The organism is Streptomyces regalis (assembly GCF_001509475.1).
Classification (GTDB): domain Bacteria; phylum Actinomycetota; class Actinomycetes; order Streptomycetales; family Streptomycetaceae; genus Streptomyces; species Streptomyces regalis.
Genome location: NZ_LLZG01000364.1, coordinates 1 through 19,301, shown reverse-complemented (window position 1 = coordinate 19,301; position 19,301 = coordinate 1). Strand labels below are relative to the sequence as shown.

Here is a 19,301-nt window from a genome sequence, read left to right as displayed (position 1 = left end):
GGCCATCGTCCCTTACAGCGTAAACCTCAGCTACTCGTCCCAGCTGTGAGCGTTTCTGCCGGGAACAGCCCCATCCGATGCGCCACCGCAGCCGCCTCGCCCCTCCCCGAGACGCCGAGTTTCCCCAGGATGTTCGACACGTGGACGCTGGCCGTCTTCGGAGAGATGAAGAGTTCCTCGGCGATCTGGCGGTTGGTGCGGCCGGCGGAGACCAGGCGCAGGACGTCCCGTTCCCGGGTGGTGAGGCCGAGCGAGTCGGCCGGGTCGGTCGGGGGCAGCGGTGGGGCGGCGGTGAGGGTGAGGCGGGCTCGATGGGCCAGGCGGGTCGCGGCGTCGGCGAGGGGGCGGGCGCCCAGGTGGACGGCGGTGGCCCGGGTCAGGCGGAGCAGTTCCGTGGCGCGGGCGCGCTCGTCCTCGCCGCCGATCGCGAGCAGCGCCTCGGCCAGGCGGTGGCGGACCTGGGCGAGGTCGTAGGGGCGCTCCAGGGCTTCGAAGGCGGTGATGACGTCCGACCAGGTGTCGGGGGTGGCCCGGTTCTCGGCCCGGTCGAGTTCGGCTCGGGTCCACTTCTCGTAGGCCAGCCACAGGGGCGCGCCCGTGGTGAGCTTGCGGGTGGCCTCGCAGAGCCGTTCCAGGAAGGCGGCGCGGCCCTCCTGCGCGGCGGGCAGCGCGTGGGCGCGGGCGTCGGACTCGACGACGGCGGCGGCCAGCAGCAGCGGCCAGGCGTAGCGCTGGGTGCCGGGCGGGAAACCGGCGCGCAGGACCCGGTCGGCCTCCGTGCGGGCGTCGAGGAGGCGGCCCTCGGCGGCGGCCGTGCCGAGGGCGAGGCGGGACATCGGCAGGTTGTTCTGCGGCATGGGGTCGTGCGTGCCGTAGGAGGCGCGGGCAGCGGCCAGATGGCGGGCGGCCTCGGGGAGTTCGCCGCGGGCGAGTGCGAGGTGGGCCAGCGAGTTGGAGCCACCGCCACGCGGCTTCGCGGACTGCCCGGTTTGCTGCGCGTTGACGGCGGCCTCGGCGGCCTCGTCCCAACGGCCCAGGGAGATCAGCGACTCGGCGAGGTTCGCCCAGACCCAGGCCTCGGAGTCGCGCAGGCCCATCTTCTGGGTCAGCCGCAGGCCCTCGCGCAGGATGCCGACGGCCTCCTCGGAGCGGCCGATGCCCTCCAGCACGGACGGCAGGTTCACATGGCTGCGGCCGACACCGGCGGTGAGGCCATGGGCCAGTACCTCGTCCCTGACCTGGTACATCTGGGCCAGTCCGGTCTCGATGTGCCCGGCGTCGACCATGAGCGCGCCGAGCGTCAGACGCGCGTTCAGTTCGATGTCCTCGGCACCGACCATGCGCGCGTACTCGACGGCCCGCTCGGCAGCCGACATGGCCTCGGGGCCGGGGCGGCGCAGCATCGACCAGTTGGCCGCGGTGGCCAGCACCTCGGCGTGCACCTCGGACGGGGGCAGGCCGCGCACCAGCTCCTGGGCTATGCCCAGCTCCTTCCAGCCGTCGCCGCGGGCCTGCGCCTGGACCAGCCGGGAGCGCTGGACCCAGAACCAGGCGGCGCGCATCGGGTCGCCCTCCTCCTCCAGCAGGTGCAGGGCCCGCTTGGTGATCTTCAGGGCGCGTTCCCGCTCTCCGCAGAGCCGTCCGGCGACGGCGGCCTCGGCCATCAGGTCGAGGTAGCGCAGGGGCGTGGTCGCGGGGTCGCAGCCGCAGGGAGGATAGACCTCGGTGTAGTCGACGGGACGCAGCGTGGCCCGGACGTCCTCCGGCGTGGAGTCCCACAGCTCCATCGCGCGTTCCAGCAGCCGCAGTTGCTCGGAGTGGGCATGCCGGCGGCGGGCGGTGACGGAGGCGTCCAGGACGGCGGGCAGGGCCTTGGCGGGGTCGTGGGCGTGGTACCAGTAGCTGGCCAGGCGCATGACGCGCTCGTCGGCCGGGACGAGCGTCGGGTCGGCCTCCAGGGCTTTTGCGTAGCGGCTGTTGAGGCGGGAGCGCTCGCCGGGCAGCAGGTCGTCGCCGACGGCCTCGCGGACCAGGGAGTGGCGGAAGCGGTAGCCGTCGCCGCCCGGCGCGGCGATGAGGATGTTGGCGTTGACGGCGGCCCGCAGCGCCTCGATGAGGTCGTCCTCGGCGAGCTGGGCGACGGCGGCGAGCAGCCGGTACTCGACGGTGGAGCCGCCCTCGGCGACGATCCGGGCCACCCGCTGGGCGGCCTCGGGCAGCCCCTCCACCCGTACGAGGAGCAGGTCGCGCAGGGAGTCGGTGAGGCCCGTGCAGCAGCCTTCGTGGGCGGCGACGGCGAGTTCCTCGACGAAGAAGGCGTTGCCGTCGGAGCGTTCGAAGATCTCGTCGACCTGGGCCGGGTCGGGTTCGGTGGCGAGGATGCCTGCGATCTGGCGGCCGACCTCGGTGCGGTTGAAGCGGCCGAGTTCGACGCGGCGGACCGTGCGCAGCCGGTCGAGCTCGGCGAGGAACGGACGCAGCGGGTGGCGGCGGTGGATGTCGTCGGAGCGGTAGGTGGCCAGGACGACGAGGCGCCCGGTGCGCAAGGTCCGGAAGAGATAGGCGAGGAGGTGGCGGGTGGACGCGTCGGCCCAGTGCAGGTCCTCCAGGGCGAGGACGACGGTGCGGCCCGCGGCGACGCGCTCCAGTAGGCGGGCGGTGAGTTCGAAGAGGCGGGCCATGCTCTCCTCGTCGGACCGGTCCGCCCCTCGGGTAAGAGCGGTGTCGCTCAACTCGGGCAGCAGCCGGGCGAGTTCCTCCTCCTGCCCTGCGGCGGCGTCGGCAAGCTCGCCGGGGAGTTCGCGCCGCAGGGCTCGCAGGGCGGTGGAGAACGGGGCGAACGGCAGCCCGTCGGCGCCGATCTCGACGCAGCCGCCCAGCGCGACGACGGCGCCCTCGCGGCCGGCGGCAGTGGCGAACTCCTCGACGAGCCGCGTCTTGCCGACCCCGGCCTCTCCGCCGATCACCAACGCCTGCGGGTCGCCCGCGGCAGCTCGGGCGAGGGCGTCGCTCAGCGTCTCCAACTCGGTTGCGCGGCCGACGAACACGGGACTTACGGACCTGCTCTCCACGGGCCCGAGCATCGCATGCGGCATCGACAACCCGGCACCGGTTTTCGCCGGGCCCGGCATCGGTGGCGCCGCCCTCTGGGGGCTGCCGCCCTCAGACCTCGCCTTCACGCGGCGCGTGGATGCCGATGCCTGCGGAGGCGCCAGGTATGCGTCTGAGCGTCCGCCGCGCCCTCGGCGGAGCGCTTCGCGGCACGGCGGACGCGGACGGCCTCGCGGACCAGGCTGTCGTGCTCGGCCTGGCGGATGAGTTCGGCGGAACGGAAGTGCTGCAGCTCGTACTCGTACATGGCGGATCCCTCTTTTTTTCCTGGTGAGAGTCGGGTTTCGGGCTCGCTTGCTGCGATGCCTCCACCTTCGTCTCCCAGGCGGGTCCGCCACATCGGGAGAGTTCCGCATCTTCGGCGGCGGGCGGTGCCTCAGACGCACGTAAGGGGCCTCAGGGCGCCGTCTAAGGTGCTTACGGCGGCCCTGAGGCCCCTCGGGAGCTGCGGTGATTCAGCCCACTGACGGCAGGCCGAGCAGGACGTCGGTGTACTTGAGTACGGCCAGCAGGAGGCCGATGACGCCCAGCGAGACGCCGCCCCAGGCGACCGACTTGATCCACACGGCCTGCGGCTTGCCGGGCGCCCCGAACGCGGGCCGGGCGAGCACCACGACGCCGACGATCAGCGCGGCGAGCGCGAAGACGCCGGCCCACAGGGCGGTGGCGTTCCAGGCGTCCCCGTAGCCCTGCTCAAGCAGCTGGGAGACGTTCTGGGACGACGACGTCGAGGACTCCAGCTGGGCGACGAGGGACTGCCGCGCGGCGGCGACCGTACCGAGCCAGCCGCCGGACAGGGAGACGAGGCCGAGCGCCGCGGAGACGACCGCCCCCGCGCCCTGGCCGACCTCGGAGGGCTCCGCTTCCGTCGCCTCGGCGGCCACCTCCTCCTCGGCCTCGTCAGTCTCCGTCGCCTCGTCGGCGTCGGTGGAGTCGGCGGCGTCGGTCGTCTTGACGACGTCCACCTTCTCCTCGTCGGTCTTCGCCTCGGTGCCGGATTCGGCGCCGGTCTCGTCCACTGTCTTCGTTCCCATGCCTCGCACCGTACGGACGCTGTCTGAGAAGTCTCTTAATGATCGAGAGGCCTCTTAATGATCCTTGTGAGCGGCACGCGTGCGTGCCTCACGCCACTCGGGGGCCAGGATCGACCACACCTCGAGGTCGTGCCGCACCCCACGATAGGGATAGCTCTCCCGCCGCACGCCATCACGGGTCATGCCCAGCCGCCTGGCCACATTCAGGCTGGGCGTGTTCCCGGCGGAGGCGATCCACTCGACGCGGTGGATGCCGCGCTGCTCGATCGCGAAGTCGATGAGCACGCGCATCGCGCGCGTGACGAGCCCCCGCCCGGCGGCTGCGGGTTCCAGCCAGCAGCCGACCTCGCAGTTGCCGTTCTCCGCCTCGAAGTTGAGGAAGAGCACGCCGCCCACGAGTTTTCCGTCCAGCCAGATGCCGTGCAGGGACCCGGTGTCGGCGGCGCGCATGTCGGCGTACCGCCGGAGTGCCTCGCGCGCGGAGTCGACGTCGACGGCCTTGGAGCCGAAGGGGACGTACTGGTTGATGAAGTCCCGCCCCCGCTCCAGGTGGGCCAGGAACTCCTCGGCGTGCCAGGGCTCCAGGGGACGCAGTTCGGCTCCGTCGTCACCCAGCGATATCGCGTACATCCCGCTGTCGCTCCTCCTCCGCCAGCACGTCCGCCACCTCGGCGTCCGTCGCGGCGGCCAGCCTCTCATGGGCGGCGCGGCTCTCGGGCGGCTCGATGCTGATGCGCGGCATACGGGCGTCCAGCCAGCGGGGCAGCCACCAGTTGGCGCCGCCGAGCAGGTGCATCAGGGCGGGGACGAGGAGTGTGCGGAGCACGAAGGCGTCCAGGGCGACGGCGGCAGCGAGCGCGATGCCGAACATGGCGATCACGCGGTCTCCGCTGAGGACGAAGGCGAGGAAGACCGAGATCATGATGACCGCGGCGGAGTTGATGACCCGGCTCGTCTCGGCGAGGCCGACCCGGACGGCACGCCGGTTGTCGCCGGTCTCCAGCCACTCCTCGTACATCCGGCTGACCAGGAAGACCTGGTAGTCCATGGAGAGGCCGAACAACACCGACACCATGATGACCGGGAGGAAGGGCTCGATCGGGCCCGCGCGGCCCAGGCCCAGCAGCTCGCTCCCCCAGCCCCACTGGAAGATCGCGACGACGACACCGAAGGCGGCGGCGACGGCGGCGACGTTCATCACGGCGGCCTTCAGCGGGATGCCGACGGACCGGAAGGCCAGCAGGAGCAGCAGACAGCCCAGGCCGATGACGACGCCGACGAACAGCGGCAGCTTGCCGACGATCACGTCGGCGAAGTCGTCGTAGCCTGCGGTCATGCCGCCGACGTGCACATCGAGCGAGGTGCCGGTCTCGGCGCGCGGGAGGACCTCGGAGCGCAGCCGGTCGACGAGGTCGCTGGTCTGCTGCGACTGCGGGGAGGACTCCGGTACGACGGTGAGGTACGCGGTGTCGCCGCCGGTGTTGTACGTCACCGGGATCACCGACGCGACGCCCTCGGTGGTGCGCAGGGTGGCGTCGAGGTTGTCGAGGGCGAGCTTGTCGTCGCCGCCGTCGACCTTGGTGACCAGGGTGAGGGGGCCGTTCACGCCGGGCCCGAAGCCGTCGGCGAGGAGGTCGTAGGCCTGGCGGGTGGTCGAGGTCTCCGGGTTGTTGCCCTGGTCGGAGGTGCCCAGGCGCAGGCCCAGGGTGGGCAGCGCGAGGACGGTGATGACGGCCAGGGCGATCGCGCCGAGCAGCTTGGGGTGGCGCTCCACGAACGCCGACCAGCGGGCGGCGAACCCGGTCGGCAGCTCGGGCTCGGGCCCGTGCTGGGCCAGCCGGCGTCGCTCGCGGCGGCTCAGGGCGCGCATGCCGATGAAGGACAGCAGGGCGGGCAGCAGGGTCACGGAGGCCGCGACGGTCAGCACCACGGTCAGCGAGGCGGCGATCGCGACGCCGTTGAGGAAGCTGAGCCGGAGGATCAGCATCCCGAGCAGGGCGATGCACACCGTGGCGCCCGCGAACACAACGGCGCGTCCCGTGGTCGCCACGGCATTCGTGATCGACTCGGTGACGGACAGCCCGCGTTTCAGCCCGCGCCGGTGCCGGGTGACGATGAACAGCGCGTAGTCGATGCCGACGCCGAGCCCGATGAGCATCCCGAGCATGGGCGCGAAGTCGGCCACGGTCATGGCGTGCCCGAGCAGCGCGATCCCGGCGTACGCGGTGCCGACGCCGACCAGCGCGGTCGCGATGGGCAGCAGCGAGGCGGCGAGCGAGCCGAAGGCGAGGAACAGCACGAGCGCGGCTACGGCCACCCCGACAACCTCGGCGAGATGCCCGCCCGGCGATTCGGTGAGCCCGACGGCGCTGCCGCCCAGCTCCACCTGGAGTCCGTCGCCCTCGGCAGCCTCGGCCGCGCTCACGACGGCCTGCGCCTCGCCCTTGTCGAGGGTCTCGGCGCTGCCGTCGAAGGTGACGGTGGCGTACGCCGTGTGCCCGTCCTCGCTGATCTGCTCGGAGCCCTGCTTGTCGTACGGGCTGCCCACGGCCGCGACGCCCGGCAGGTCCGCGATCTCGTCCAGGGTGCGGGTCATCGTCTGTTCGACGTCGGCGGCGCGGACCGTGCCGGACTCCGTGTGCCAGACAACGGTGTCACTGTCGCCACCGAGGCCGGAGAAGCCGTCCTCGAGCAGCTGGGTGGCACGGCCCGACTCGGTGCCGGGGACCTGGTAGTCGTTCGAGTACGCGGAGCCCGTGACGGCGGCGGCCGCGCTCACCCCGCCGAAGGCCAGGAGCCACAGCAGGACAGGGAGGAGGCGGCGTTGGACACACCAGCGTGCAAGGGCTGCCACGAACGAGCTCCCAGGGACGATTTGTGGATCTTTGGCCGGGAACAATCGTTCATGAGGTGAACAGCCCGCAAAGAACGCGTGAGCGATGTGAAGCAAACTCTTGCAGGCGAAAATGATCGTTTGCCGCGTTCGTGGGTTTATTCACAAGAGTGGGAGGCAGATCACAGGACAGTAACGGCCACCCTGTCGCCGAACGTGGCGCCTCTCACAGAATTACGCGCACTCACCGGGAACTTCTCAGTCGAACTGGTCCCCCAGCGCCATCACCATCACACCGGCCACCAGCAGCCACAGCGCCCGCCGCGTACGACCCCGCGAACCGAGGAACGCGGCGAGCGCGCAGACGGCGGCGCCGAATGCATAGGCGGCCGGGACGAGGGCCGGGGCGGACCGGGTGACCCGTATTGCCGACGCGGACAGCCCGGCCAGGGTCAGCAGCACCCCGGCGACAGCAGCCGCCCAGCGGGCCCGCCGCGCCACCTGCGCCGGGTCCTCGCCGTCCTCCAGCCCCTCGAACTCCTCGACGTGCTCGTCGTCGGGCGTCTCGGTCCGGTCCTCCCCCGTCTCGGATATCTCGGAATCACCGCGTCCACTCATGGCGGGCGAGCGTAGCGCGTAGCGCCGGAAAACCGGATGCCGGTCCGCAGGGCGGGCTGCTAGCGTCCGAAGGTCAGCCGTTCCCGCGGCACACCGCCGCCGACCTGGGCAGGTGCATTGTTTGAGCGTCCGGCCGAGCTCCTCCGTATCCCCTTCCGCCTTCAAGGACTCAAGGAGCCCGTTCACCGATGCCGGACATCACCCCGAGGACCTCGAGTGAGGCCCTCACCCAGCGGCTGACCCACGCCCGCTACCCGCGCAGCAACAGCTACGACGCCCGCTGGGTCATCGACAACCAGATGGGCCCGAACGCGCTGTGGCTGCTGGAGTGGCTGGCCCCCGCCCTCGGCCTGGACGCCCTGCGCCCCCGCGCACGCGTCCTCGACCTGGGCTGCGGCCGGGCGATGACCTCCGTCTTCCTGGCCAGGGAGTACGACGCCCAGGTCACCGCCGCCGACCTGTGGGTCAAGCCCGACGAGAACGCCCGGCGCATCGCCGAGGCCGGTTTCGCCGACCGTGTGCTGCCCGTGCACGCCGAGGCGCACGACCTGCCGTTCGCCGAGGGCAGCTTCGACGCGATCGTGAGCATCGACGCGTACCAGTACTTCGGCACCGACGACCTCTATCTGCCCACGCTCACCCGGCTGCTGAAGCCCGGCGGGCGGATCGGTGTCGTCGTGCCCGCGCTGCGGGAGGAACCGGCGGGAGCCGAGCCTCCGGAGCATCTGAAGCCCTACTGGGAGCCCGACTTCTGGTGCTTCCACACCGCCGACTGGTGGCGACGCCAGTGGACGCGCAGCGGGACCGTGGAGGTCGAGGCCGCCGACTGGCTGGACGACGGCTGGCGGGACTGGCTGCTGTGGTGCGACGTGATCGCCGAGGAGAGCCCGGAGGAGTTCCATCGCACGATGGCCCGCCAGGTCGGCGAGATGGTACGGCTCGACGAGGGCCGTGCGCTGGGCTTCGTACGGCTCGTAGGACGCCGTATCTGAGAACGCGCCGAGGGGGATGCATCGCCGTTGATGCATCCCCCTCGGGGTTCACGCCTGCAGGTATCAGCCCTCGCTGACGCCCAGCTTCTCCAGGATCAGCTCCTTGACGCGCGCCGCGTCGGCCTGACCCCGGGTCGCCTTCATCACCGCGCCGACCAGGGCGCCGGCCGCGGCCACCTTGCCGCCGCGGATCTTGTCCGCGATGCCCGGGTTGCCGGCGATGGCCTCGTCGACGGCGGTGCCCAGGGCCCCCTCGTCGGAGACGACCTTCAGGCCCCGCTTCTCGACTACCTCGTCCGGGGTGCCTTCGCCCGCGAGAACGCCCTCGATGACCTGGCGGGCCAGTTTGTCGTTGAGGGAGCCCTCGTTGACCAGGACCGTGACCCGGGCGACCTGCTCCGGCGTGATGGCCAGCTCGTCCAGCGACTTGCCCGACTCGTTGGCGCTGCGCGCGAGTTCGCCCATCCACCACTTGCGGGCGGAGGCGGCGTCGGCACCGGCGTCGATCGTCGCGACGATCGGGTCCAGCGCACCGGCGTTGAGGATCGCCTGCATGTCAGTGGCCGAGATGCCCCACTCCGCGAGGAGGCGGTTACGGCGGGCCAGCGGCATCTCGGGGAGCGCCGCCCGGATCTCCTCGACCCACTCGCGCGAGGGGGCCACCGGAACGAGGTCCGGCTCGGGGAAGTACCGGTAGTCCTCGGCCTCTTCCTTCACGCGGCCCGAGGTCGTCGACCCGGTGTCCTCGTGGAAGTGGCGCGTCTCCTGGATGATCGTCCCGCCACTGCTCAGCACGGCGGCGTGACGCTGGATCTCGAAGCGGGCCGCGCGCTCCACGGACCGCAGCGAGTTGACGTTCTTCGTCTCCGAACGCGTGCCGAACTTCTCGGTGCCGTTCGGGCGCAGCGACAGGTTCACGTCGCAGCGCATCTGGCCCATCTCCATACGGGCCTCGGAGACGCCGAGCGCCTTGATGAGCTCGCGCAGCTCACGGACGTACGCCTTCGCCACCTCGGGAGCACGCTCGCCCGCACCCTCGATCGGCTTGGTGACGATCTCGATCAGCGGGATACCGGCGCGGTTGTAGTCGAGGAGGGAGTGCGAGGCGCCGTGGATACGGCCCGTCGCGCCGCCGACGTGCGTCGACTTACCGGTGTCCTCCTCCATGTGGGCGCGCTCGATCTCCACGCGGAAGGTCTCGCCGTCCTCCAGCTGTACGTCGAGGTAGCCGTTGAAGGCGATCGGCTCGTCGTACTGGGAGGTCTGGAAGTTCTTCGGCATGTCCGGATAGAAGTAGTTCTTCCGGGCGAAACGGCACCACTCGGCGATCTCGCAGTTCAGCGCGAGACCGATCTTGATCGCGGACTCGACGCCGGTCGCGTTGACGACCGGGAGCGCGCCGGGCAGGCCGAGGCAGACGGGGCAGGTCTGCGTGTTGGCGTCCTGGCCGAGAGCCGTCGAACAACCGCAGAACATCTTGGTCTTGGTGCCGAGTTCGACATGGACCTCGAGGCCCATGACGGGGTCGTACGACGCCAGCGCGTCCTCGTACGACACCAGGTCGGTCGTGGTGGTCACGGTGAAACTTCCCTCTCAGCCCAGCAGGACGTCGTCGTCGCCCAGCCGCTTCAGCTCGCGGTAGAGGATGGCGAGGCCGGTGACGATCGCGGCGGCGGACACGGCGGCGTCGATCAGGCGCAGCGTGTCGCTCTCGGTGCGGGCCAGCTTGGCCTGCTTGGCGACACTGACCGCACCGAACGCGGTGGTGGCCATGGACAGGTACAGGCCGGACTTGGACTTCTTGAAGCCCTTGGCCTTGGACAGTGCCTTACTCACAGCGACGGAGCCTCCTCGAGGAGCGGGTGCCCCCACTTTTCCACGAAGGCTGCCTCGACGGCGGCGCCGACCTTGTACAGACGGTCGTCCTTCAGCGCCGGGGCGATGATCTGCAGGCCGACCGGCAGGTTGTCCTCCGGAGCCAGACCGCAGGGCAGCGACATCGCCGCGTTGCCCGCGAGGTTGGTCGGGATCGTGCACAGGTCGGCGAGGTACATCGCCATCGGGTCGTCGGCACGCTCGCCGATCGGGAAGGCGGTGGTCGGCGTCGTCGGCGAGACGATCACGTCGACCTGCTCGAAGGCCTTCTCGAAGTCGCGGGTGATGAGCGTACGGACCTTCTGCGCGGAGCCGTAGTACGCGTCGTAGTACCCGCTCGACAGGGCGTACGTGCCGAGCATGATGCGGCGCTTCACCTCGGGGCCGAAGCCCGCCTCACGGGTGAGGGAGGTGACCTCCTCGGCGGAGTGCGTGCCGTCGTCGCCGCTGCGCAGGCCGTAGCGCAGGCCGTCGAAGCGGGCGAGGTTGGAGGAGCACTCGGAGGGCGCGATCAGGTAGTACGCGGAGAGCGCGAGGTCGAAGGACGGGCAGTCCAGCTCGACGATCTCGGCGCCCAGTTCCTTGAGCAGAGCGACGGACTCGTCGAAGCGCTGGATGACGCCGGCCTGGTAGCCCTCGCCGCGGAACTGCTTGACCACGCCGACGCGCATGCCCTCGACGCTGCCGTTGCGGGCGGCCTCGACGACCGGCGGGACCGGGGCGTCGATGGAGGTGGAGTCGAGCGGGTCGTGCCCGGCGATGACCTCGTGGAGCAGGGCCGCGTCCAGAACCGTACGGGCGCAGGGACCGCCCTGGTCGAGGGAGGACGAGAACGCCACCATGCCGAAGCGCGAGACCGCGCCGTACGTCGGCTTGACGCCCACCGTGCCGGTGACGGCGGCCGGCTGGCGGATGGAGCCGCCGGTGTCGGTGCCGATGGCCAGGGGCGCCTGGAAGGAGGCGAGCGCTGCGCTCGACCCACCGCCGGAACCGCCGGGGATCTTGGTCAGGTCCCACGGGTTGCCGGTCGGGCCGAAGGCGCTGTTCTCCGTCGACGACCCCATGGCGAACTCGTCCATGTTGGTCTTGCCAAGGATGACGACGTCGGCGGCCTTCAGCTTCTTGGTGAGGGTCGCGTCGTACGGCGGGATCCAGCCCTCGAGGATCTTCGAACCGACGGTCGTCGGAACGCCCTCGGTGGTGAAGATGTCCTTGAGCGCGAGGGGCACGCCGGCCAGCGGACCGAGCTTCTCGCCCTTGGCCCGCTTCTCGTCGACGGCACGGGCCTGGGCCAGCGCGCCCTCGCGGTCGACGTGCAGGAAGGCGTGCACCTTCTCGTCGACGGCCTCGATACGGGCGAGGTGGGCCTCGGTGACCTGCACGGCCGTGAGCTCACCGGAAGCGATCTTCTCGGCGGTCTCGGCGGCCGTGAGCTTGATGCAGTATTCGATATTTTTGGCCGTCATGACTTCTTAGTCCTCCCCCAGGATCTGCGGCACCTTGAAACGCTGCTGCTCCTGGGCCGGGGCGCCGGAGAGCGCCTGCTCGGGGGTGAGCGAGGGACGGACCTCGTCCGCGCGCATGACGTTCGTCAGCGGGAGCGGGTGCGAGGTCGGCGGTACGTCTTGGTCGGCGACCTCGCTGACGCGGGCCACCGCGCCGATGATGTCGTCCAGCTGGCCGGCGAAGTGTTCAAGCTCTTCGGGCTTCAGCTCCAGACGCGCCAGCCGGGCGAGGTGGGCGACCTCCTCGCGCGTGATGCCAGGCATGCAGCGATCCTCTGGGGTGAGTACGTGTGGTTTGGGGCCAATCCTATGGGGCGAGGGCGGGATGCCGTGCAACGGTTTCCCGGCCGGCGCCATCGGTGCCTGCGGTCAGCGTGACGCGTTGGCCCTCGTCGGACTCAGACGAGGAAGAGCAGGGCGGCACTGATGAGTACGACGACCGCCGTGGCGAAGTGAATCCCGAAGGCCGTGGCCTTCGTACCGCCGTGCCGCAGCACTATCAGCGTGTCGAAGAGCGGCACGATCGCCACGGCGAGCATGAACCAGGCCTCGGCTCGGGCGCCGACGAAGAACAGCAGCGCCAGGCCCACCAGGCCGAAGGTGCCGTCCCGCAGGCCCTTGATCGAGAGATAGGCGCCGGCGTCGCCGTCCGGCCGGGCGGGGACGCCGTAGCCGGTGGCGGCGGAGGCGGGCTGGAACAGGAACTGGTACCCGAGGAACACGCAGAACAGGTTGAGCACGACGGCCAGGGTGTAGGCGGTCACGGTCATGTCTTCACTCCTCGCTAGCAGCGCTAGGGACAAGAGCGAAGCTAGCAGAGCATCGACAGTTGTGCTAGCGCTGCTAGAATTCCTGGCATGTCGATCCAGACGCGCAAGGAGCGCGAACGAGCGGAGCGCGAGGCGCTGATCGTCACGGCCGCGCGGGAGCTCGCGGAGGCCGAGGGCTGGGAGGCGGTCACCACGCGCCGCCTGGCGGCCGAGATCGAGTACAGCCAGCCCGTCCTCTACAGCCACTTCAAGGGCAAGGAGGCGATCATGGCGGCGGTGGCCGTGCAGGGCTGCGCCGAGATGGCCGCCGAGTTGCGTACGGCATCCAGGGCGGCGAAGGGCAAGCGCGAGACGCTCGCGGCGGTGGGGGAGGCGTACACGGCGTTCGCGCGGCGCCGCCCGGCGCTGTACGACGCGATGTTCACGCTCCGCGTGGACCTGCCGTTCGCCACGCCCGAGGCCCCGGCGGCGCTGCAGGAGGCGTTCGCCGAACTGCGGGCGGCGGTGGAGCCGATCGCCGCCGAGGGCGACGACCCGGGCCTGCTGACGGAGACGTACTGGGCCGGACTGCACGGTCTGGTGACGCTGATGCGCAGCGGGCGGCTACCGGAGGGAGCGCATGAGAGGCGACTGGAGCTGCTGACGGGTCACTTCACGGCGGAGGCGAGCCGTTAGCGCGCGGAACTCCTACGTCCCGGGAAGGCCGCTGCGCCCCCGTGCGACAAGCTCACTCGGCCGCAGGAAGAGCCGCCTTCGGCCGCACCCACCCCCGCGAACCCCGCGCCCGCAGCCACGCGGTCGTCTCCTCCGGCGGCATCGCCGCCGCGACCAGCCAGCCCTGTACGGCGTCGCAGCCCAGATCCCGCAGCCGCTCCCAGGTCTCGTCGTCCTCCACGCCCTCGGCGACGACGAGCAGGCCCAGTGAGTGCGCAAGGTCGACCGTGCAGCGCACGATCTCCGCGTCCTCGTTGTCCACGGCCAGCCGGGCCACGAACGAGCGGTCGATCTTCAGCTCGCTCACGGGCAGCCGTCTGAGGTGCACGAGGGATGAATACCCCGTGCCGAAGTCGTCCAGGGACATCTTCACGCCGTGTCCGGTCAGCCCGGCGAGGGTGTCCGCGGCGCGCTGCGGGTCCTCCAGGAGGACGTGTTCCGTTATCTCCAGCTGGAGCGCTCCCGCCGGGACCCCGTGCCGGGCGAGCCGCGCGGCGACGGAGCCGGCGAATCCGGGGGTGTGGACGTCACGGGGTGAGACGTTGACCGCGACGGGCACGTACAGGCCCTGGGAGCGCCACTGGGCCACCTGCCCGAGCGCCGTCTCCAGTACGTACTCCGTCAGATGCGGCATCAGCCCCGACGACTCGGCGATCGCTATGAACTCGTCCGGCGGCACCTTCCCGCGCTCGGGATGCACCCAGCGCACCAGGGCCTCGAGCCCGGCGACCTGTCCGTCGAAGCGGACCTTCGGCTGATAGTGCAGCTCGACCTCGTGCGCGTCGAGAGCCCGGCGCAGATCCCCCAGCAGGCCCAGCCGGTCCGGGGTGTTCGAGTCCCGCTTCGACTCGTAGACCTCTACGCCCGTACGGTCCCGTTTCGCCTGGTACATCGCCACGTCCGCGCGCCGCAGCAACCCCTCGGCGTCGAGGGCGTGGTCGGGGAAGACGGCGACGCCGGCGCTGGCCTCCAGGACGAGGGTGAGCCCGTCGAGGTCGAGCGGGGAGCTGAGGGCGGTGACGAGGCCGCGGGCGACCCGGGTCGCGGACGTCGTGGAGTCGGCGACGGGCAGTAAGACGGCGAACTCGTCGCCGCCGAGCCGCGCGGCCTCCGCTCCGCGCGGCAGGGCAAGGCGCAGCCGGTCCGCTATCTGCAACAGCAACCGGTCACCGGCGAGATGGCCGAGCGTGTCGTTGACCGACCGGAATCGGTCGAGGTCGATCAGCATCAGGGCGGACCGGGCGCCGATGCGCTCGGCGTCGTCGAGCGCGGTCCAGATGCGTTCCAGCAGCCACTGCCGGTTGGGCAGTCCGGTCAGCGGGTCGCGCAGCTGCTCCTCCGCCCTGGCCCGCGCTATCCACAGGGTGGAGTCGAGGGCGATGAGGGGGATGGAGAACAGCGGCAGCAGCAGGGGCTTGGCGATGGCGACCACGCACACCAGCGGTGTGATGCCGAGCAGGGCGACAGCGACCAGACCTTGCCTGACCAGCGCCGTGCGGGCGACCGTGGGCAGGCCGCCGCGCGGGGCCTGCAGGTACCAGAGCAGGACACGGGTGACCGCGAGATAGGCGACGGCGACGAGCACCACGCCGGGGGCGGTGTAGAGCGTCCAGGTGTCGGGGTTCCAGGGCTTCTCGACGGTCGGTACGCGGCCGAAGGCAGCCAGTACGAGGGCCCCGGCGGCGATGCCGAGGATGTCCACCGCGCCGTGCAGCACGCCCTGCCGCCAACGGCCCCTGCGGGCTGTGCCGACCAGGACGACGACGGTGAGGCTGACCATGCCGGCCGGCACCCAGCCGTACAGCATCAGCACGGCGAGGGTGAGGGCGGCGCCGGAGCCGGTGCCGCCCCACCAGCGGGCGCGGCCGAGCGCGACCAGGTGGCCGACGATGATGCCGGTCAGCACGGCCAGCGACCAGCCGACGGTGCCGGACGGAAAGAGGGCGTGGTGGTCGGTGAACGCCCGGTAGAACCCGGCGCCGAGGACGAACCCGGCCGCCGCGACGACCGCCGCGGGCAGCGCGGGCCAGGACAGGTGCCGTTCGTGCTCGGAGTCCGGCAGATCGGCGGCGCGCTCGGCGCCGAGCTGCACGGCGGTGCGGCCCTCCGCCGGGGTGTGCTGCCCGGCGGCGCTTCCCGCGCCTCTTTCCGCGCGCGAACGCTCCGCGGTCCGCGTCGCCCACCCCCGCCACACGCCGGCCATCCTGCGCAGCCGTGAGTTCGGGGCGGCGCTCTCGGTCGGTTCCATTCCCGTCCCTCTCACAGCCGGCGGTGCCCACGCCACGCGGCCCGATGCCCGACAACAACCTTCAACGGCACCGCGTTGGAAAACCCTTCCCCTCGCCCTTCAAAGCCCTCTCAGAGCAAGGGGATGCCCCAACCGCAGCTGGGCACGGCAGGCGCACCCCTCAACAGTAGGCCGCAGAAGGCTTCCACGGGCAGCGGTCGTCAACGGTTGCCCGAATGCGCCCCAGCCACCCGTATGCATCTGGTATGCGCCGATCCGGTGGGCTTCAACCGCTACTCCTCGGTGGGGAGGGCAACTTCGGCCGCCGCTTCGGGCCCCTGTTCCAACAGGACATTGAAGCCGTCCTCGTTCAGAACAGGCACCTTGAGCTGCATGGCCTTGTCGTACTTGGACCCAGGGCTGTCACCTACGACAACAAAAGACGTCTTCTTCGAAACAGAACCGGTCACCTTCGCTCCGCGACTTTGCAGTGCCTCCTTGGCACCGTCGCGGGTGAAATGCTCCAGCGTGCCGGTGACGACGACGGTAAGCCCTTCCAGCGGACGCGGTCCCTCGTCCTCGCCTGAGCCCTCTTCCTCCATGCGGACGCCGGCGGCTTTCCACTTACGGAGGATCTCCTGGTGCCATTCCTCGGCGAACCACTCCTTGAGCGAGGCGGCGATGATCGAGCCGACGCCGTCGGTGTTCGCCAACTCCTCCTCACTGGCCTGTTCGATGCGGTCGATGGAGCGGAACTCGCGGGCCAGCGCCTCGGCGGCGACCGGGCCGACGTGACGGATCGACAGGCCGGTGAGGATGCGGGCGAGCGGGCGCTCCTTGGCGGCGGCGATGTTCTCCAGCATGGCGACCGCGTTCTTCTTGGGTTCGCCCTGCTGGTTGGCGAAGACCGTGGCGATCTTCTCCTCGCCGGTCTTCGGGTCCCGCTTGGGCAGGCCGCTGTCCTGGTCGAGGACGTACGCCTTGATGGGCAGCAGCTGCTCGACGGTCAGGTCGAACAGGTCGCCCTCGTCGACCAGCGGCGGCTCGGCCGGCTCCAGCGGCTTGGTGAGCGCGGCGGCGGCGACATAGCCGAAGTGCTCGATGTCCAGCGCCTTGCGGCCCGCGAGGTAGAACAGCCGCTCACGCAACTGGGCCGGGCAGGTGCGGGCGTTCGGGCAGCGCAGGTCGACGTCGCCCTCCTTCATGGGCCGAAGCGCCGTACCGCACTCGGGGCACTCCGCCGGCATCACGAACTCCCGCTCGCTGCCGTCGCGCAGGTCGACGACGGGCCCGAGGATCTCCGGGATGACGTCACCGGCCTTGCGCAGCACCACCGTGTCCCCGATGAGGACGCCCTTGGCCTTGACCACGTCCTGGTTGTGCAGGGTGGCGAACTCGACCTCCGAGCCGGCGACCGTGACCGGCTCGACCTGGGCGTACGGCGTGACCCGGCCCGTACGGCCCACGCCCACACGGATGTTGACGAGCTTGGTGTTGACCTCCTCCGGCGCGTACTTGTACGCGATCGCCCAGCGCGGCGCGCGCGAGGTGGAGCCGAGTCGGCCCTGAAGGGGAATCTGGTCGAGCTTGACGACGACTCCGTCGATCTCGTGCTCCACGGAGTGCCGGTTCTCGCCGAAGTACGCGATGAACTCCCGTACGCCGTCGAGGTCGTCGACCACCTTGTTGTGCCGGGCGGTGGGCAGGCCCCAGGTCTTCAGCAGGTCGTACGCCTCGGAGAGGCGGGTCATGCCGTCGAAGCCCTCCAGGGCGCCGATGCCGTGGACGACCATGTGCAACGGGCGGGTCGCGGTGACGCGCGGGTCCTTCTGGCGGAGCGAACCGGCGGCCGCGTTGCGCGGGTTGGCAAAGGGCTTGTCGCCGGCCTCGACCAGGCGGGCGTTGAGCTCCTCGAACTTCTCCATCGGGAAGTAGACCTCGCCGCGGATCTCCACGAGGTCGGGGATGCGGTCGCCCTTCAGACGGTCCGGAATGTCCGTGATCGTACGGACGTTGGGGGTGATGTCCTCGCCGGTGCGGCCGTCGCCTCGGGTCGCCGCGCGGGTGAGGCGGCCGCGCTCGTAGGTGAGGTTGACGGCGAGGCCGTCGACCTTGAGCTCGCACAGGAAGTGGTACTTGGACGTGCCGACGTCCTTGTGGACCCGCTCGCCCCAGGCTGCGAGCTCGAGATCGTCGAAGGCGTTGTCCAGCGACAGCATGCGCTCGCGGTGCTGGACCGCCGTGAACTCCGTCTCGTACGCGCCCGCGACCTTCTGGGTCGGCGAGTCAGGCGTGCGCAGCTCCGGATACTCGTCCTCCAGCGCTTCGAGCGAGCGCAGGAGCTTGTCGAACTCCGCGTCGCTGATGACGGGAGCGTCCTTCACGTAGTACCGGAAGCGGTGCTCCTCGATCTGCTCAGCGAGCTTCGCGTGCTTCTCCCGCGCCTCGGCGGGCACCGTCGTCTCCGCTTGCTTGTCGCCGGCCACCGTGTTGTCCTCCCGTTACTCTGGGTTGTCCGCGAGGGATCTCGCCGCCCGGACGCAGTGGGCGAGCGCCCGGCGCGCGTACTCCGGGGAGGCCCCCGCGAGTCCGCACGACGGCGTGAGCGTGACCGCCTCCGCGAGAAGCCCCGGTGACAGGCCCAGCCTGCGCCACAACGTCCTGACACCCATGACGCTACCGGCAGGGTCTGACAATGGGCCGTCCGTGCCCGGGACGACACCGGCGAACAGCCGGGTACCCCCTTCCACCGCCTCGCCGATCGCGTCGTCGTCACGCTCGGTGAGAAGTGAGAAGTCGAAGGAGATCGCCGCCGCGCCCGCCCGGCGCAGCAGGGCGAACGGGACGTCCGGTGCGCACGAGTGGACCACGACGGGGCCGTCGCCGTGAACCCCGACGACGTCCCGCAGGGTCGACTCGACGACCTGCCGGTCCACGGCCCGGTGGGTGCGGTAGCCGCTGGCGGACTTGACCTGGCCGCGCAGGACGGCGATCAGGGAGGGCTCGTCGAGCTGGAGGACGAGCTGGGCCCCCGGGACGCGCCGCCGGACCTCCTCCAGATGCAGCCGCAGGCCCTCGGCGAGCGAGGCGGCGAGGTCGCGGCAGGCGCCGGCGTCGGAGAGGGCGGCCTCGCCGTTCCTCAGCTCCAGCGCGGCGGCCAAGGTCCACGGCCCCACGGCCTGGACCTTCAGCTGCCCCTCGTATCCCTGGGTGAACTCCTCCAGTGCGTCGAGGTCCTCCCCCAGCCACGACCGGGCCCGCCTGGTGTCCCGCCCCGGCCGGTCGCCGATCCGCCATCCGCTGGGCTCCACGCGCGCGTACAGCTCGACCAGCATCCCGGTGGTCCGTCCGATCATGTCCGCACCGGGGCCGCGGGCGGGGAGTTCGGGGAGGAACGGGAAGTCCTCGAAGGACCCGGTGACGGTCTTGGCGGCCTCGCGGGCGTCGGTGCCTGGCATGGAACCGACGCCGGTGGCGGGGGCGAAGGTGGGGTTTTCGTTCACGCGATGAAGCCTACGTTCGCTTTTCGCCCCCGCCGCCCCTACCCGTCCCATCCTGAAGGGGCTCCGCCCCTTCCACCCCGCCAGGGGGCTCTGCCCCCTGGACCCCCGCTCCTCAAACG

16 protein-coding genes are annotated in these 19,301 nt (G+C 70.9%); 2 read left to right on the top strand and 14 right to left on the bottom strand.

Going from position 1 to position 19,301, the window contains the following annotated elements; translation table 11 throughout:
- Positions 1–26 precede the first annotated feature (26 nt).
- The 6 genes from ADL12_RS33070 to ADL12_RS33045 all read right to left on the bottom strand — a co-directional run bounded on the left by ADL12_RS33070 (position 27) and on the right by ADL12_RS33045 (position 7,596).
- Complete coding sequence (locus tag ADL12_RS33070) at positions 27–3,083, bottom strand: helix-turn-helix transcriptional regulator (protein ID WP_062708905.1); 3,057 nt, start codon at positions 3,081–3,083, stop codon at positions 27–29.
- 92 nt (positions 3,084–3,175) lie between these two features.
- A complete protein-coding gene (locus tag ADL12_RS33065) occupies positions 3,176–3,358 on the bottom strand; it encodes a hypothetical protein (RefSeq protein WP_062708902.1) in 183 nt (60 codons plus the stop codon).
- A gap of 208 nt (positions 3,359–3,566) precedes the next feature.
- The gene (locus ADL12_RS33060) at positions 3,567–4,145 is read right to left on the bottom strand and encodes a hypothetical protein (RefSeq protein WP_062708898.1); all 579 of its coding nucleotides are present in this window, start codon (positions 4,143–4,145) and stop codon (positions 3,567–3,569) included.
- Positions 4,146–4,199: 54 nt separating this feature from the next.
- A complete protein-coding gene (locus ADL12_RS33055; RefSeq protein ID WP_062708895.1) occupies positions 4,200–4,775 on the bottom strand; it encodes a GNAT family N-acetyltransferase in 576 nt (191 codons plus the stop codon).
- Positions 4,753–6,999, bottom strand: coding sequence for an MMPL family transporter (locus ADL12_RS33050; protein WP_062708892.1), 2,247 nt, complete (start codon positions 6,997–6,999; stop codon positions 4,753–4,755). Before ADL12_RS33050 ends, ADL12_RS33055 begins: the two co-directional genes overlap by 23 nt.
- 237 nt (positions 7,000–7,236) lie before the next feature.
- Entirely contained in the window at positions 7,237–7,596 is a 360-nt protein-coding gene (locus tag ADL12_RS33045; protein WP_062708889.1) for a YoaK family protein, read from the bottom strand.
- Between the two features lie 188 nt (positions 7,597–7,784).
- Between ADL12_RS33045 and ADL12_RS33040 the strand changes: the two genes are divergently transcribed.
- The gene (locus ADL12_RS33040; RefSeq protein ID WP_062708886.1) at positions 7,785–8,588 is read left to right on the top strand and encodes an SAM-dependent methyltransferase; all 804 of its coding nucleotides are present in this window, start codon (positions 7,785–7,787) and stop codon (positions 8,586–8,588) included.
- A gap of 63 nt (positions 8,589–8,651) precedes the next feature.
- On the opposite strand, the gene gatB is transcribed toward ADL12_RS33040, so the two are convergent.
- The 5 genes from gatB to ADL12_RS33015 all read right to left on the bottom strand — a co-directional run bounded on the left by gatB (position 8,652) and on the right by ADL12_RS33015 (position 12,738).
- The gene (gene gatB / locus ADL12_RS33035; RefSeq protein ID WP_062708883.1) at positions 8,652–10,166 is read right to left on the bottom strand and encodes an Asp-tRNA(Asn)/Glu-tRNA(Gln) amidotransferase subunit GatB; all 1,515 of its coding nucleotides are present in this window, start codon (positions 10,164–10,166) and stop codon (positions 8,652–8,654) included.
- Positions 10,167–10,181: 15 nt separating this feature from the next.
- Positions 10,182–10,424, bottom strand: coding sequence for a hypothetical protein (locus tag ADL12_RS33030; protein ID WP_062708880.1), 243 nt, complete (start codon positions 10,422–10,424; stop codon positions 10,182–10,184).
- Complete coding sequence (gatA, locus tag ADL12_RS33025) at positions 10,421–11,929, bottom strand: Asp-tRNA(Asn)/Glu-tRNA(Gln) amidotransferase subunit GatA (protein ID WP_062708877.1); 1,509 nt, start codon at positions 11,927–11,929, stop codon at positions 10,421–10,423. Before gatA ends, ADL12_RS33030 begins: the two co-directional genes overlap by 4 nt.
- Before the next feature lie 6 nt (positions 11,930–11,935).
- A complete protein-coding gene (gatC, locus tag ADL12_RS33020) occupies positions 11,936–12,232 on the bottom strand; it encodes an Asp-tRNA(Asn)/Glu-tRNA(Gln) amidotransferase subunit GatC (protein ID WP_007384860.1) in 297 nt (98 codons plus the stop codon).
- 134 nt (positions 12,233–12,366) lie between these two features.
- A complete protein-coding gene (locus tag ADL12_RS33015; RefSeq protein WP_062708874.1) occupies positions 12,367–12,738 on the bottom strand; it encodes a DUF4267 domain-containing protein in 372 nt (123 codons plus the stop codon).
- A gap of 87 nt (positions 12,739–12,825) precedes the next feature.
- On the opposite strand from ADL12_RS33015, the gene ADL12_RS33010 reads away from it, so the two are divergent.
- Positions 12,826–13,413 (top strand): TetR/AcrR family transcriptional regulator, encoded by a 588-nt coding sequence (locus ADL12_RS33010; RefSeq protein WP_062708872.1) that lies wholly within the window; start codon positions 12,826–12,828, stop codon positions 13,411–13,413.
- A 52-nt stretch (positions 13,414–13,465) separates the two neighbouring features.
- Here the strand turns inward: ADL12_RS33010 and ADL12_RS33005 are convergent, their stop codons facing one another.
- The 3 genes from ADL12_RS33005 to ADL12_RS32995 all read right to left on the bottom strand — a co-directional run bounded on the left by ADL12_RS33005 (position 13,466) and on the right by ADL12_RS32995 (position 19,182).
- Positions 13,466–15,700, bottom strand: a complete 2,235-nt coding sequence (locus ADL12_RS33005) for a putative bifunctional diguanylate cyclase/phosphodiesterase (RefSeq protein ID WP_062708869.1) — start codon at positions 15,698–15,700, stop codon at positions 13,466–13,468.
- Positions 15,701–15,972: 272 nt separating this feature from the next.
- Entirely contained in the window at positions 15,973–18,165 is a 2,193-nt protein-coding gene (gene ligA, locus ADL12_RS33000; RefSeq protein WP_062708866.1) for an NAD-dependent DNA ligase LigA, read from the bottom strand.
- 15 nt (positions 18,166–18,180) lie between these two features.
- Positions 18,181–19,182: a methionine synthase gene (locus ADL12_RS32995; protein WP_062708863.1), complete on the bottom strand. Its 1,002-nt coding sequence runs from the start codon at positions 19,180–19,182 to the stop codon at positions 18,181–18,183.
- Positions 19,183–19,301: the final 119 nt, after the last annotated feature.

What these genes read in the sequence shown, in the direction of transcription:
- gatA (WP_062708877.1), bottom strand. Translation starts at nt 11,929, where the DNA reads ATGACGGCCAAAAATATCGAATACTGCATCAAGCTCACGGCCGCCGAG.
- gatC (WP_007384860.1), bottom strand. Translation starts at nt 12,232, where the DNA reads ATGCCTGGCATCACGCGCGAGGAGGTCGCCCACCTCGCCCGGCTGGCG.
- ADL12_RS33045 (WP_062708889.1), bottom strand. Translation starts at nt 7,596, where the DNA reads ATGAGTGGACGCGGTGATTCCGAGATATCCGAGACGGGGGAGGACCGG.
- ADL12_RS33015 (WP_062708874.1), bottom strand. Translation starts at nt 12,738, where the DNA reads ATGACCGTGACCGCCTACACCCTGGCCGTCGTGCTCAACCTGTTCTGC.
- ADL12_RS33010 (WP_062708872.1), top strand. Translation starts at nt 12,826, where the DNA reads ATGTCGATCCAGACGCGCAAGGAGCGCGAACGAGCGGAGCGCGAGGCG.
- ADL12_RS33065 (WP_062708902.1), bottom strand. Translation starts at nt 3,358, where the DNA reads ATGTACGAGTACGAGCTGCAGCACTTCCGTTCCGCCGAACTCATCCGC.
- ADL12_RS33055 (WP_062708895.1), bottom strand. Translation starts at nt 4,775, where the DNA reads ATGTACGCGATATCGCTGGGTGACGACGGAGCCGAACTGCGTCCCCTG.
- ADL12_RS33005 (WP_062708869.1), bottom strand. Translation starts at nt 15,700, where the DNA reads ATGGAACCGACCGAGAGCGCCGCCCCGAACTCACGGCTGCGCAGGATG.
- ADL12_RS33040 (WP_062708886.1), top strand. Translation starts at nt 7,785, where the DNA reads ATGCCGGACATCACCCCGAGGACCTCGAGTGAGGCCCTCACCCAGCGG.
- ADL12_RS33060 (WP_062708898.1), bottom strand. Translation starts at nt 4,145, where the DNA reads ATGGGAACGAAGACAGTGGACGAGACCGGCGCCGAATCCGGCACCGAG.
- ADL12_RS33070 (WP_062708905.1), bottom strand. Translation starts at nt 3,083, where the DNA reads ATGCTCGGGCCCGTGGAGAGCAGGTCCGTAAGTCCCGTGTTCGTCGGC.